The organism is Pseudoalteromonas marina (assembly GCF_000238335.3).
Lineage (GTDB): Bacteria > Pseudomonadota > Gammaproteobacteria > Enterobacterales > Alteromonadaceae > Pseudoalteromonas > Pseudoalteromonas marina.
In genome coordinates this window covers 155,735-169,832 of sequence record NZ_AHCB03000007.1, presented here as the reverse complement: position 1 = coordinate 169,832, position 14,098 = coordinate 155,735, and the positions used below count along the sequence as shown (strand labels likewise).

Here is a 14,098-nt window from a genome sequence, read left to right as displayed (position 1 = left end):
TCTTTGTATGTTAAGTTACTTATATGGTTACATCTTTACTTTCAATTGATGTAAAGTGAGTTAAAAGGTAAAACATGTACCAAAAAACATTCACCTTAAGTATTCTTAATGTGTAAATCAGTCATATTAGATAAGGATATTAATGCTCGTTTTAAATTGAGTAGCTAATTTTATGAAAAAAAATATAGATAGTGACCGTTTTTACGTGAACAAAAGAGCTAAATCACCAAAGCCTTTGAAAAATAAAAGTTCTTCAGATTCACAGTATGAGGAAATAAGGAAAGAAGTACTTAAGTACTTCAATAAAATGATTCCGCAACTGGCTATCAAAAATTTTAAAAAGCAGCAGACGGTAAATTTGGAAATTGATCATGATTTTTCAATGTTTGTAGATGCCGAAAAAGTTTTGTCTATTATTGGTTCCTTAACACAATATGGCTTATTAAAAAAAGTTTCTGAAATTAATATAGATCAATCATCAATAACGGAGCATGACTTAACTTCAGAGGTCCTAATTGCGCAAGCAGCTCTTTCTTTAAAAGCGTATAAGAGTAAAAATAACAAGAAAATCGCTGTGAATGGTACTTTTCCTAATAATGTGGATTTTGCGAAATTAATAAAAGGGATAGGTATTGTTAAGCAAATTAGTTCAATTAAATATTTTTCAGATAGCACCGAAGATAACGCTATTTTTAGTGCTAAAGGAAAAATATTTCAAGACTCTGGTTTGTTAGATGGGGATAAAAAAGCATCGGTAATTGAAGCATTTATAGAGCACATGAATGAGAGCTTATCTATGGTTCATAAAAAATTAACAGATAAAGCTGAAACTGACTTGATAGAAATTATTAGTGAAATAATTGGTAATGCAGAAGATCATTCAAATTTTTCAGATTCTCATTGGCAATTCTATGGTTATACTGATAAAAATTCCAAGGGAGAAATTTTTCAACAACTTTCTATTTTTAATTTTGGAGAATCTATTTCTGAGTCTCTTTGTAAATCTATGGACAAGCCTATTGTTTATAACCGGGTTAACCCATATATACAAAAGCACAAGGGGAAAGTGCCCGAGAATATTCTGTATACAATAAGCGCTTTACAGGAAAATATATCCTCAAAATTAGATGAAGAGCCTGATCGTGGGCAAGGTTTTACTGATTTATTGTTGTTTTTTGAAAATGTTGCAAAGGAATGTTTAGGTGATGAAAATAACCATGTTAAAATGTCGATTTTAAGTGGAAATGTTAGCATTTATTTTGATGGTAAATATGTCCCGAAGCTTGATGATGTTTCAGGTCGCCATTTAATTTACTTCAATAGTTCTAACCAAGAAAGCATCGTTCCAGATAATAATTACGTAAAAATTATGAGGGAAACTTATTTTCCTGGAACTATAATTACTTTAAAATATCGCCTCCGAGAAGAGGACTATGAGTTAGATGAGGTTTAGTTATGTCCGTTATCAATTTTAATGAATTACCTGGTCGAATTTATGCTGGAAGACCTAATGGTAGACAAGCTCGCAACCTATTTAAATTAGAAACATTAGATAAAGATGGTGAGTCTGTTGAAGTGCGGTTTCCAACTAATGCAAAAAGTATTTCAAGCTCTTTTTTTCTTGGAATGTTTGGAGACAGTATTCGTTACGCTGGCACACGTGAAAAGTTTTATAGTTTGTATCGGTTTAATGCTAATGAACAAATAAAAAAACAAATAGATAAAGCAATTGAGCGTGCATTGGTTGCAGCAAAGTTCACTGGTATGAATTGAAATGAAGCTACTCTTAATCCTGTCATTATCACTGTGTTCATGGGGGGTATTTGCTACAAATGAGGCCGTGGAACCAGACAGGACTAACGATGCTAAAGGGTGTTCTCCAACCAATAATATAGAGTTAAATATCCCTAATGAAGCCTTTTTAATCAAAACACCCCCGCCAGAAATTGTGGTTCAGCCAAAGCTAACTTTTGAAAATAGCAGTGATCTTGGGTTTAGAGAAGTAGTTCTTTTTTTAGCATTCATTATCGCTCTTGGGAATTTTATCTACACTATTTGGAATAATAGCCAAGAGAAAAGGAAAGCTTCGCATCAAAAGGCAAATGATGAAGTTGATAAGTTTTGGTTTAAAGAAATTATAATACCCAAGGTGATAGAACCTTGTTTAGGTTCACTTGAAAGTTACCATAAAAAATCGGGTTGCTGTGAACTCGTAGACCTTATAAATTTAGTTGGTAGTGATTTAACTGAATTACAGATCTCTTTTAATACAGTAAACTCAATGCCTATAGTAGAGTCACCTAATGAAATGAAAGATATCTTAACATCAATATTTGAAGATCTTGAAGATAACTTGAATCATCTTATGTCAAAGACTGAAAATATTGATGAGTATGAAGCCAACGAAAACCTATCAAAGAAAGATGTCCCAAGTTCTGAATATGCAGCCATTTCAAAGGCTCAGGATGATTTTATTAAGTTTATATCAATTTATAGAGAAAAAGCTTTCGCATATTCCACATCAAAAATAAGCTAAGCGAATTAAAGATGAATTCTAGTTAAATTAAAAGCGTCAATTCATTTATTTGCTAAAAAATTAAACTTCTTAAACTATTTCACCCCCTACAAACCTTCACCCCATTCCCAGCATGTTTAAGTGCGATGATCTGGCCTTGGCTGTTGTGGGCCATGGCGAGCATGTCGCCCATGGTGATGCCGCTTTCAATGGCGTGTTTGGTGTTTAGGTCATTCAATAACGAGTCTTTTATTTGAATGAGTACTTCACTGTGGCAGCTGGCGATGTACCAGTCGTCATCTACGCTAACTAATTTACCGTATTCAATGTAGCGCTGCTGGTGCAAGCGTAGGTCGGCGGCGAGTTTATCGTCGAGCTGTTGCTTTTGTGTTGTTATTTCACTTAAATAGCTACCAGCGCTGTCGACTTGGTGAACTTCTATAAAATGATAGTTACTTTGCTGCGCTGCATAGGTGTTAAGTGTCGTTTGCTTTTCATTGGTGTTAAACATGGTAAAGCCTAGAACGACCAGCGCGCAGGCAAGGCCGTTCATTTGTAAGGGAAGTAAAAAGCGGGTGGGCTTTTTGTGTACTGCGCTTTGTGAGAGTTGCGTTAATGCGTCGCGTTGCTCTGCACTGAGCGTATGGCGTTTTTTACGCTCGCTAAAATGCTTATCAAGTTGGTGTTCAAATTGCTCGTTATGCTTGGTCATTGTCAGCTCCTAGTATGATTTTTAAGTTTTGTTTTGCATAACGTAGCCGTGTTTTTACGGTTTCATGATTGCTTTGCGTAATATGTTGTATGTCGTCAAGCGAAAAACCTTCTTGTTGTAAGGTTATGGCTTCGCGCTGCACAAAGCTCAGTTCCTTGAGCGCCGTGTTGAATGCTTCGTAGCTTATGTGTGTGTCACCTATGTGCGAGTCACTATTTGTTAATTCGCTTTGATTGGCACTTTGCAAAGGTTGTAGGCTGTTTTCGTCTAGCTCCACAAAATGTTGCTGTTTACGGTATTCGTCTATTAGCGTGTTACGTGCGAGTTTAAACAACCACGCTTTAGGCGTGGTTTGCGCTTGGTAAAGGTGGCGCTTTTCAATTACTTTTAGCCACGTTTGCTGGCTTACGTCGTATGCTAAGTGAGTATTAGATTGCGTAACTAGGTAGTGGTATAAATCGTTACTGTAGAGGGCAATAAGCTGCTCTAAGTGACGGTTTTCTCCACTTTTTGCATAACGCGCCATGCAGTCTTTGCTGGGCGTTTCAAATAACCAGGTTTTAATACTCATTAGCATAGGCGTTTAGTCCGTTAAATAGAGTTATCTAATTTAAAATCAAGTTGAACCGTTTGATCTGTTTGTAATTGTGCCACACCTTCAATTACTTTTGGGCGGTATTTCCAACGTTTAATAGCGCGTAGTGCTTCGCGGTTAAAAATACGTTTTGGTTCGGCGTTTAAAACTACCGCGTCAATTACTTCGCCAGTGGGCGAAATATTAAAGCTAAGTTGTACCCAGCCTTCTATGCCATCACGCGCAGCGGTGGTTGGGTACTTTGGATTTATGCGCACAATGGGTGAGGCATCTCCCGTTGGGCGGTTAAGGGTATTGTTAATGCCGTCACCAAAGTCATCCATTATTAATGGCGGCGCCGTGTTGATTGCCATAACGGGGTCGGCACTCGGTGTTACACGCGGTGGCGCTTTAGGCGGCATTTTTGGTGTAGGTGGTTCTGGCATTTTATCTATGTGTCTTACTTTTGAATCTTCAGGCACTTTAAATATTTCAACCGTTATTTCTTTGCCAGGGTCTAGTGGTGCGCGTTGGTCGCCACTGATTAGGTATTGCATAAATGCAAAGGCGGCAAAGGTCATTGCTGCACCACCAATAACGGCGGTTGATGTTTTTATAAATGTTGGGTTATTTGGGGTTTCAAGTGTGTGCATAAGCCGCTCCTAGTTAACTCATTATGTGGTTTTCAGAGCTATAACGGGTGGCAAATCAAAAAGGGGTGAAATATTTTTATAAAAAATGCGGGGTTTAGTTACAATAGCGTTTCGCATTCTTTTACTTATTAACTTTTTAGGCTGTTATGCAACTCATTGAAATAAATAAAGCGCGTTACCGTAAGCATTTAAATCGTGTCATTGTGGGCTGTGCAGCCTCGCTTGCGGCGGGGAGCTTAGCTATATCGCAAACGCTGATTGCGTTGTTTCCGGATGAAAGCGGAAGCCATTTTCATTGGAACTTAACTGGTGTGGTTATTACAAGTTTAGCCATAGGGTGGTTGTTAAATAAATACCGCACTCATCCTTACATGACCGAAGTGGTTTATGTATGGGAGCTAAAACAGGCACTTAATAAAATAACCCGTAAAATGCCAAAGTTAAAAGCGGCTGGTCGCGAAGGTAACCCCGCTGCACTATTAGCCATTCATTACAGTTATGCGGGCTCGCGTTTATTGTGGCAGCTAGACGACAACCTTATAACAATGGAAGACCTAGCCATTAAACAAGCTGAGTTAGATTCGGTTGCTGCGCAGTTTAATTTAACGCTAAATGCTGACGATTACGAAGAGAGCATATTAAAACAGTTTTGAAGCCTAATTTAAGGAGCCGCAATGAAAAAAGTACTGATTGTATGTTTAGGTAATATTTGCCGTTCACCTACTGCTGAGGCGGTTTTAAAAGCGCGTGCAAAAGCCTTGGGTGTAAAGGTGGTGGTCGATTCTGCAGGTACAATTGGCTATCACGAAGGAAAATCGCCCGATAGCCGCTCAATGGCGGCGGGTGAAAAGCGCGGCTATAGCTTTAAAGGAATACACTCGCGTAAAGTTCGCACCAGCGACTTTACCGAGTTTGATTTAATTTTAGCAGCCGACAAACAAAATTTAACAGATTTAAAAGAGCAGTGCCCAACGCATTTACACTATAAGTTAGCGTTGTTTTTAGAGTATGGGGAGCAAAGCACAAGTGCCATACCTGATCCCTATTACGGTGGTGACGACGGCTTTGAAAACGTACTTGATTTAATAGAAGCGGCCAGCGATAACATACTTGCTAAAATGTAAGCGCCTCTTATCAGTTTGTTACATTAACGAACATTTGTTTTATTGCCCTTTGTTCCTTAATTGAGTACGATTTATCCTTACTCAAAAGGAATATTATGAATACAAAAATATTACTACTGGTTTTATCACTTGGTTCGGGTTCTGCTTTTGCTAATGATGTGAGCTTTTCGATTGGGGGTGGCTACCCTTACTTGGTTGTACCTGAAGTGTCTTTATCGGCAGATAACAATTCTCAACGCTGGTACGCAAACTATAAAATTGGCCTAGATGATGGCTTTTCAGTGGGTTTTGAACACGCAGTTAGTGATAACAATAAACACGCATTGGGTGTGTTAGTTGGGGCTATTGGCGCACGTGATACCGACCAACCATGTGAAAGCACAAACACTGACGACATTGCTAGCGAGCTAGGTAATATTTTTGGATGTGCGCTAGGGCAAATATTTGATGATGAAACCACAAATGGTATTGGGCTTACATACAGTTATAACTTTAACGGCTTAAATAATAGTGGTTTTAGACTGATACTTGATGCGGGCTATGGTAAAACAAGTGACAGTAACGAAAAAAGAGCCGATGGTGCTATTCGTATTAGTTACGAATTTTAGGGCGTCGTGAGTAAAAATAAAAAAGGCGCTAAATAGCGCCTTTTTTATTTGTAAAACCGCTAGCGGTTTATTTTAAAATCTATTTGCACCTGGGTGCTTGCTACTACGGGGCTTCCGTTTTCAAATTTGGGTGCGTAACGCCATTTTTTAAGTGCCTCTAATGCTGACTTTTCAAATGCGTGGCCACCTTCTGAGCTTATTACTGATGAGTTTTTTACAAATCCGGCAGTGTCTACATCAAACTGAAGAACAACAATACCATCTGTATTTTGGCGTGCTTTATTCACTGGGTACTTAGGTGGTTGGCGGTATACCGGTGTTTGTTCTTGTGAGTCTTTCCATGGCACCATTTCGGCAATAGCTAAACAATGTTTAGTTGCTTGTTCGCTTTGACCTGTTTTTTCGTAAAGGTTTACAAGTTTTGAGTGCGCGGTAAGTTCGGCGTTATGATCAAAGCTTAGGTTGCTATCAAATACCGAAACAACATGATTTAAACGCTCAATCGCTTTTTTATATTTTCTCTTACTTTGCGCAAACGAGGCGACTAAAAAGTCTGTTTTGATTCGCTCAACCGTGTTTTCGTCTAAATTTTCACGGTAGTATTCATCAGCTTCGTTCAATAACTTTTGCGCTGCACGAAACTTTTTATGTGCAAACTTACTTGCTAACAACGACGCGGCTTCAAATTGCATATCGGCAACAAATTTTGGTTTATTTTGTGCTTTAGCAATATCGATTATACGTTCGAGATGATCTTCTGCCAAAGACGCTGATTTAGCATTTTCGGCTTTACCTAAAAGTGCGTCGAGCGTTTGTAATGCATTTTTGCCGTGGTTATCCGCTAAAATTGTATACGCTTGCGAGTAAAGGCTGTAACGCTGCTGCCTTATGTTTTTTTTGTTGCTTGTTGTTCTTGGCGGTGTAATGGCTTTAGCATAATTAATAGCAAGGTTTGCTGTGTTGTCGCTTTTATCGCCGTAAAAAGTAAGGCCTGTAGTGTAAGCTCGTTTTGCGGCTTGCTCAATATCGTGTTTTGTTTCTACTGCGTTTAGGTAACTTTGATAGGCAGTTGAAAAAGCCGCTTTAGCGTTGTCAGTTTGGCTAGCAAGTGCATTATTTGTAAAGGCAGATAAGCTTAATCCAACAAATAGGGCAAGGTGTTGTGGCTTCATAATGATCCTTATTAATTATTAACCTGAACTTTGAATAATAACTCTATGCTAAGTGGTAATTACAGCGCTAACTACATTGAATTTATTTGCAAAAGATATGTAATTTTACAAGTAGATTTAAATTTTATTCACTAAAAGCGTTGGTTAAAAAGCAGTAGACTTAAATGTCATTACTCTCGTGTTATTAAACGTTTTATTTAAAATTCAGATAAATTTAACTAAAAATAACTTACTACAGATGATAGTTATTGTCATTAAATAGGTACGAAAAGCCAATATTATATGTTGATTCAATGTGTTTTTTACTTAACAAGAACGCTGGTTAAGAGACTTGCTAAAATATTGACTAGTGGTGATATTTTAAATTTATTCTCTCTAGCCAGATGTTTTCAATGAAAACAAGGCGAGTTTACGCGTCAATAGCTGGCCTATTGCAAGTACATTCAACGCAGTTAGCGCTGAAAATAGCTGCTAGAGATAGGTTTATTATCCCGAGTTCGGGTTAATTAAGGTTAGTCATTGAAAACAGGCGCTGTCGTCGCCATATAATTGCGATAAACAATGTTGTACTACGATCTAATTTTACTCTTTTGTGATATTATCACTTTATTGTCGTGTCGTAGTTATTTAAATATTTGGATTTGTCGTGGCGCAAGTAAGAGCAAGAGTCCAACTTAATGTTGGCAAAAATAGTGATATCCCTGCAGAAATAGTGTCATTTACTGACCTAAAAGATGGCCAAGAACATATTGCTATGGTGTTTAACAACGCCGATACCGAGCAAGATGTACCGCTTATTCGTATGCATTCGGAGTGTTTAACGGGGGATGTTTTTCATTCGTCACGCTGTGATTGCGGCGAACAGTTAAACGAATGTATTGAAATGATGCACGAGCAAGGCGGTATTTTACTTTACTTACGCCAAGAAGGCCGTGGTATTGGTTTATACAATAAAATTGATGCTTACGTATTGCAATCGCAAGGTATGAATACCTACGAGGCCAATAACCATTTAGGTTTTGCAGACGACTTACGCGACTTTTCGGATGCGGTATTAATGCTTAATGCGCTTAATTTAAAGCATGTTAAATTAATGACCAACAACCCTAAAAAGCTCAATGCCTTAAAAGACGCGGGTATTGAAGTTGATACGGTTATTGGTACACACGCACACATAAAAGCGGGTGTAGCAGGTAACAAAGCCTACTTAGAAACCAAAATAAAGCATGGCGCACATATGCTAGATATTAAAAAAATTAAAAAACCTTAATATTACTTGTCTGCCTCTGTGATCCCACCCAACGCCAAGTTATACTTGGCGTGTTTCGTTATAAATTAAGAGCAAGTATGTCTACACAATTACGAGTATTTAAAGCAGATGCCGGGCTAAAGTGGCTAAAAGCGGGATGGCTTATTTTTAAAACCCAGCCAATGACGTTTATTTTTATGCATTTATTTATTGGCATTGTGGGCTTACTGTCGTTGTTTTTACCTTTACTGCAAGTGGTTGCAGCACTGGCTACGCCTTTTTTAACTGCCGGCTTTTACCAAGCAGTGCTGACCAAACAGCAAGGCGGTAAAATAATGTTGGCTGACATTCTTAAGCCATTTTCAGCTAAAGGAAACCGTTTAGGCTTGGTCCGTTTGGCGTTATACCAAATGGGTGCGGGTATTTTAATGGCGTTATTAGCAAACGGTTTATTTGCCGATGCCGTGGCAATTATGAGCCAGCCAGGGCTTGAACCTCAAGATGCACTTGAGCAAACTATTGCGAGTATTTCGGGTGCGAGTGTTATTTTATTTTTTATGGCCATGCTTATTTATTTAACGGCCTTTGCCTATGCGGTACCGCTTGTTTATTTTAATAAAGAGCAACGTATTTTAACGGCGCTTAAGCAATCGCTTATGGTTTTTTATCATAATTTGTTTCCGTTGAGTGTTTTTGGCGTTATTTGCGTACTATTTATGGCGGTTTCTATGTTCTTATCGTTCTTACCACTGTTGATTTTAATGCCGATTTGCTACATTAGTTTTTTTGTTTCTTATCAGGCGATTTTTATGCCGATTGTCCCGCCAAGTGACGACAAAAATGTTAAGCCACTAAGCAGTGAAACAAGCGGACGCTTTGACGCTTAATGGATGATAAGTTAAAACAAAAATTAAAAAATTATGTACTTTGGTTACTCGGGCGCCAAGAATACTCGCGTCGTGAGTTAACCTTTAAATTACAGCAAAAAGAAGCCACAGATGAGTTTATCGAAAACTTGCTTGATTGGTGCGAAAAGCACAATTTTATAAACGAGCAACGTTACTGTGAAGGCTTTGTAAGAAAACACATTTTTAAATGCCATGGGCTTAAGCGAATTCAAAGCGAGGCCATGGGTAAAGGGATTGACCGTTCGCTACTTGAAAGAGTAGTTGAAGAGCTTGAAATAGACTGGTTTGAGCTTGCGCAGGATGCGTATAACAAAAAATATTCAAATACACCGGCAAACCTCGATTACAAAGACAAGGCTAAGCGCGTGCGCTACTTAATGTATCGAGGTTTTAGCTACGAACAAATCGATTTTGCAATGCAATCACAGTAAATACAGGTGAGATTTTCACATGCAGCACATGACTACCGCACAAATTAGGCAACAGTTTTTAGACTTTTTTGCCAGCAAACAACACCAAGTTGTTCCTTCAAGCTCGCTTATACCGGGTAACGATGCCACGTTATTGTTTAACAATGCCGGTATGGTGCAATTCAAAGATGTATTTTTAGGCGCAGAATCTCGCCCATATACACGTGCAACAAGCTCGCAGCGTTGTGTTCGTGCCGGTGGTAAACATAACGATTTAGAAAACGTGGGTTACACGGCGCGCCATCACACATTTTTTGAAATGTTAGGTAACTTCAGTTTTGGTGACTACTTTAAGCAAGAAGCAATTAAGTTTGCGTGGGAGTTTCTAACTGAGGTTGTTAAATTACCTCAAGAAAAACTGCTTGTTACTATTTACCACGATGATGAAGAAGCGTTTGAGTACTGGTCAAAAGATATTGGCTTAAGTGAAGATCGCATTATTCGTATTGCTACCTCAGATAACTTTTGGTCTATGGGTGATACAGGCCCATGTGGTCCGTGTTCTGAAATATTTTACGATCACGGTGAGCATATTTGGGGTGGTCCTCCGGGCTCTCCAGAGGAAGACGGCGACCGTTTTATCGAAATTTGGAACCTCGTATTTATGCAGTACAACCGTCAAAGCGACGGTACTATGCTGCCATTACCTAAGCAATCTGTTGATACGGGCATGGGCCTTGAGCGTATTTCTGCTATTTTGCAGGGCGTGCATTCAAACTACGAAATCGACTTATTCCAAGGCTTAATTGCAGCGGCGGCGAGTGTCACTAACGCGCAAGATATGGACGATAAGTCGCTTCGCGTTGTAGCGGATCATATTCGCTCATGTGCGTTTTTAATCTCCGACGGTGTTATGCCATCTAACGAAGGCCGTGGTTACGTACTTCGTCGTATTATTCGCCGTGCGGTACGCCATGGTAATAAGCTTGGCGCACAAGGCGCGTTTTTCTTTAAATTAGTTGCTGCACTTATTGAGCAAATGGGTCAAGCGTACCCAGAGCTTGCTAAGCAACAAGAAATTATCGAAAAAGTACTGCGTATTGAAGAAGAGCAATTTGGTAAAACACTTGAGCGTGGCTTAGCTATTTTAGAAGAAAGCTTAAGCGACCTTAAGGGCGATGTGATCCCAGGCGATTTAGTATTTAAACTTTACGATACGTATGGTTTCCCTGCCGATTTAACCGCCGATGTTGCGCGTGAGCGCCAAATGACCATTGATCATAAAGGCTTTGAAGAATGCATGGCTGTACAGCGAAAAACTGCGCAGCAAGCTGGTAAATTTGGTGCCGATTACAACGAGCAGTTAAAATCAGATAAACACACTGACTTTAAAGGCTACGACAGCACGCATTACAGCGCGACAGTGGTTGAAGTGTTTGCCGGTGGTGAGGCCGTACAGTTATTAGAAGATGGCCAAGAAGGCATTGTAATACTAGATCGCACACCGTTTTACGCAGAATCTGGTGGCCAAACGGGTGATACCGGTACAATTACAGTGGCTGGTGGCGAGTTTAATGTGACTAACACTACTAAACTAGGTAATGCATTTGCGCACCACGGTACAGTACAAGGCCGTATTGGTGTTAACGATAAAGTGGATGCCACTATTGATGATGCTCGTCGTGAGAACATCAAGAAAAACCACACAGCTACACATATTTTACACGAAGCATTACGTCAGTTATTAGGTGAGCATGTAAGTCAAAAAGGCTCGTTAGTTCAAGCGGATCGTTTACGATTTGATTTCTCGCACTTTGAAGCGGTAACTAAAGACGAACTACGTGACATTGAGCGTGTAGTTAACGACGAAATTCGCCGTAACTTTGCACTTAATACTGAGCTTATGGCTATTGATGATGCTAAAGCGAAAGGTGCAATGGCGCTGTTTGGCGAAAAATACGACGACGAAGTACGCGTAGTAACCATTGGTGATTACTCAATTGAGCTTTGTGGTGGTACACACGTTGAACGTGCGGGCGATATTGGCTTATTCAAAATAGTATCTGAAAGCGGTATTGCTGCAGGTGTTCGCCGTATAGAAGCAGTAACTGGCGCAGATGCGGTTGCTTATGTAAGTGAGCAAGAGCAACAGCTTAGCGATGTAGCAGCGCTTGTGAAAGGCGATAGCGCATCAGTACTTGAAAAAGTAACTGCGCTTCTTGAGAAGTCTAAAGGTCTTGAAAAGCAAATTGCTCAGCTTAACGATAAGTTAGCGAGCGCTGCAGGTGCATCGTTACTTGATTCGATTGTAGAAATTAATGGCGTTAAGCTATTGGTTGCAAATGTTGAAGGCACTGAGTCTAAAGCGCTTCGTGGTATGGTTGACGACCTTAAAAACAAGATTGGCTCAGGTGTTATTGCCCTCGGTGTTGCCAGCGGTGACAAAGTAAGTCTAATTGCGGGCGTGACTAAAGACTTAACTGGCAAAGTAAAAGCCGGTGAGCTTGTAAACCACATGGCTTCTCAAGTAGGCGGTAAAGGTGGTGGTCGCCCTGACATGGCACAAGCAGGTGGTTCTGAGCCACAAAACCTTGCTGCTGCACTTGATAGCGTTACTGCTTGGTTAACTGAGCGTACTTAAGCCTAAGTGGCGTTAATTGTACAGAAGTATGGCGGCACGTCGGTTGGCTCAATAGAGCGAATAGAAGCGGTCGCCGACCTTGTTGTTAAAACTAGGCAACAAGGTCATCAAGTGGTTGTAGTGCTCTCGGCTATGTCGGGAGAAACCAACCGCTTAATTAACCTTGCCAAACAAATAGATTCCCGTCCTAGTAACCGCGAGCTCGACGTACTAATTAGTACCGGCGAGCAAGTATCGGTTTCGTTATTGGCTATGGCTATTATCAAACGCGGCCATTCAGCCGTTAGCCTATTAGCTGATCAAGTTAATATTCAAACCGATAATATGTTCGGTAAAGCCCGCATTACAGACATTGCAGCTACACGTTTAAAGCATGAACTTGAGCATAACCGTATTGCTATTATTGCCGGATTTCAGGGGCGTGATGTTGAAGGCAATATAACAACCCTTGGCAGAGGCGGTACTGATACGTCGGCTGTAGAAATAGCGGCGGCTATAAAAGCTGATGAATGTCAGATCTATACTGATGTTGACGGCGTATATACTACAGATCCTCGGGTTGAACCTAACGCACGAAGAATGAGCCAAGTGACCTTTGCTGAAATGCTAGAGTTAGCAAGCTTAGGTGCTAAAGTATTGCATATTCGTTCTGTTGAGGCGGCAGGTAAACACAATGTTCCATTAAGGGTGCTTTCGAGCTTTAACCCCGATGAAGGAACATTGATTACGTTTGAGGAAGACGATATGCCAAGTAAAGTTGTTTCGGGTATTGCATTTAATGCTGATGAGTGCTTAATTAAGGTACAGGGTGTGCAAAGCGGCACTCAAAATCTTGTAAAAATATTGAAACTTTTTGCTGATAACGGCATCGAAATAGATATGATTAATCAAGTTAATCATATCTTTGAAAAAATAGACTATGCTTTTACTGTGCACTCGAACGACTACCCGCAAGCACTTGAGTTACTAACCGAGCAAAAGGTGTCTTTAGGTGCTGAAAATATAATCGGGCTAACAACCATTGCAAAAGTATCTGCTGTTGGTATGGGAATGAAATCGCACTGGGGTGTTGCTAGTTTATTTTTTGATGCCTTAGCAAATGAAAATATTAATGTAGTTTTAGTGTCTACATCAGAGATTAAAATTTCAGTTTTAATAGATGAAAAGTACCTCGAACTGGCTGTTCGTGCATTACATAAAGTATTTTTAACGGAAAGTAGATAGATAGTGAGTTTTTACTTACTTTTTAGTCTATTTTTCATTAATATGGATAAGCGGAATCTTATAATTTTTATTGGAACATGGGAGCAAGAGAATGCTAATACTAACTCGCAGAGTAGGTGAAACCCTTATGATCGGTGACGAAGTAACAGTGACCGTTTTAGGAGTTAAAGGAAATCAAGTTCGAATTGGTGTAAATGCACCAAAAGACGTTTCAGTGCATCGTGAAGAGATTTACATGCGTATACAAGCTGAAAAGTCTAACCCTAATCCGGGCAATGCTTAATCAACACGTATACTTAACTAAATAA

General features: G+C 39.6%; 16 protein-coding genes. 12 read left to right on the top strand and 4 right to left on the bottom strand.

Annotated elements, in window-relative coordinates; translation table 11 throughout:
* Positions 1 to 172: 172 nt before the first annotated feature.
* The 3 genes from PMAN_RS11970 to PMAN_RS11960 are packed head-to-tail and all read left to right on the top strand — an operon-like array spanning position 173 to position 2,536.
* Positions 173 to 1,453 (top strand): hypothetical protein, encoded by a 1,281-nt coding sequence (locus tag PMAN_RS11970; RefSeq protein WP_010556548.1) that lies wholly within the window; start codon positions 173 to 175, stop codon positions 1,451 to 1,453.
* Between the two features lie 2 nt (positions 1,454 to 1,455).
* Positions 1,456 to 1,773 carry a hypothetical protein gene (locus PMAN_RS11965; RefSeq protein ID WP_010556547.1) on the top strand — a complete coding sequence of 106 codons (318 nt, stop codon included), beginning with the start codon at positions 1,456 to 1,458 and terminating at the stop codon, positions 1,771 to 1,773.
* Between the two features lies 1 nt (position 1,774).
* Positions 1,775 to 2,536, top strand: a complete 762-nt coding sequence (locus PMAN_RS11960; RefSeq protein ID WP_010556546.1) for a hypothetical protein — start codon at positions 1,775 to 1,777, stop codon at positions 2,534 to 2,536.
* Positions 2,537 to 2,615: 79 nt separating this feature from the next.
* Here the strand turns inward: PMAN_RS11960 and PMAN_RS11955 are convergent, their stop codons facing one another.
* Genes PMAN_RS11955 through PMAN_RS11945 form a run of 3 tightly spaced genes read right to left on the bottom strand, consistent with a single transcriptional unit; the run spans position 2,616 to position 4,454 of the window.
* On the bottom strand, positions 2,616 to 3,227 hold the full coding sequence (locus PMAN_RS11955) for a hypothetical protein (RefSeq protein WP_010556545.1): 612 nt from the start codon (positions 3,225 to 3,227) through the stop codon (positions 2,616 to 2,618).
* Positions 3,214 to 3,804: a sigma-70 family RNA polymerase sigma factor gene (locus PMAN_RS11950; protein ID WP_010556544.1), complete on the bottom strand. Its 591-nt coding sequence runs from the start codon at positions 3,802 to 3,804 to the stop codon at positions 3,214 to 3,216. The genes PMAN_RS11955 and PMAN_RS11950 overlap by 14 nt, the downstream gene beginning before the upstream one ends.
* 14 nt (positions 3,805 to 3,818) lie before the next feature.
* The gene (locus tag PMAN_RS11945) at positions 3,819 to 4,454 is read right to left on the bottom strand and encodes an energy transducer TonB (protein ID WP_008129029.1); all 636 of its coding nucleotides are present in this window, start codon (positions 4,452 to 4,454) and stop codon (positions 3,819 to 3,821) included.
* Positions 4,455 to 4,600: 146 nt separating this feature from the next.
* On the opposite strand from PMAN_RS11945, the gene PMAN_RS11940 reads away from it, so the two are divergent.
* The 3 genes from PMAN_RS11940 to PMAN_RS11930 all read left to right on the top strand — a co-directional run bounded on the left by PMAN_RS11940 (position 4,601) and on the right by PMAN_RS11930 (position 6,186).
* Entirely contained in the window at positions 4,601 to 5,107 is a 507-nt protein-coding gene (locus tag PMAN_RS11940; protein ID WP_008129031.1) for a DUF3087 domain-containing protein, read from the top strand.
* Between the two features lie 21 nt (positions 5,108 to 5,128).
* Positions 5,129 to 5,578 (top strand): low molecular weight protein-tyrosine-phosphatase, encoded by a 450-nt coding sequence (locus PMAN_RS11935; protein WP_010556543.1) that lies wholly within the window; start codon positions 5,129 to 5,131, stop codon positions 5,576 to 5,578.
* Positions 5,579 to 5,673: 95 nt separating this feature from the next.
* Complete coding sequence (locus PMAN_RS11930) at positions 5,674 to 6,186, top strand: hypothetical protein (RefSeq protein WP_008129036.1); 513 nt, start codon at positions 5,674 to 5,676, stop codon at positions 6,184 to 6,186.
* A 59-nt stretch (positions 6,187 to 6,245) separates the two neighbouring features.
* On the opposite strand, the gene PMAN_RS11925 is transcribed toward PMAN_RS11930, so the two are convergent.
* A complete protein-coding gene (locus PMAN_RS11925; protein WP_010556542.1) occupies positions 6,246 to 7,358 on the bottom strand; it encodes an energy transducer TonB in 1,113 nt (370 codons plus the stop codon).
* A 646-nt stretch (positions 7,359 to 8,004) separates the two neighbouring features.
* Here PMAN_RS11925 and PMAN_RS11920 point away from each other — a divergent pair.
* From PMAN_RS11920 to csrA, 6 genes are all read left to right on the top strand, one after another.
* Positions 8,005 to 8,628, top strand: a complete 624-nt coding sequence (locus PMAN_RS11920; RefSeq protein WP_006794352.1) for a GTP cyclohydrolase II — start codon at positions 8,005 to 8,007, stop codon at positions 8,626 to 8,628.
* A gap of 77 nt (positions 8,629 to 8,705) precedes the next feature.
* Positions 8,706 to 9,494: a BPSS1780 family membrane protein gene (locus tag PMAN_RS11915; protein WP_010556541.1), complete on the top strand. Its 789-nt coding sequence runs from the start codon at positions 8,706 to 8,708 to the stop codon at positions 9,492 to 9,494.
* The gene (locus tag PMAN_RS11910; RefSeq protein ID WP_006794350.1) at positions 9,494 to 9,946 is read left to right on the top strand and encodes a regulatory protein RecX; all 453 of its coding nucleotides are present in this window, start codon (positions 9,494 to 9,496) and stop codon (positions 9,944 to 9,946) included. The genes PMAN_RS11915 and PMAN_RS11910 overlap by 1 nt, the downstream gene beginning before the upstream one ends.
* Before the next feature lie 19 nt (positions 9,947 to 9,965).
* Positions 9,966 to 12,566: an alanine--tRNA ligase gene (alaS, locus tag PMAN_RS11905; protein WP_008129392.1), complete on the top strand. Its 2,601-nt coding sequence runs from the start codon at positions 9,966 to 9,968 to the stop codon at positions 12,564 to 12,566.
* A gap of 6 nt (positions 12,567 to 12,572) precedes the next feature.
* Entirely contained in the window at positions 12,573 to 13,790 is a 1,218-nt protein-coding gene (locus PMAN_RS11900) for an aspartate kinase (protein ID WP_006794348.1), read from the top strand.
* A gap of 91 nt (positions 13,791 to 13,881) precedes the next feature.
* Entirely contained in the window at positions 13,882 to 14,073 is a 192-nt protein-coding gene (gene csrA, locus PMAN_RS11895; RefSeq protein WP_004587515.1) for a carbon storage regulator CsrA, read from the top strand.
* Positions 14,074 to 14,098 lie beyond the last annotated feature (25 nt).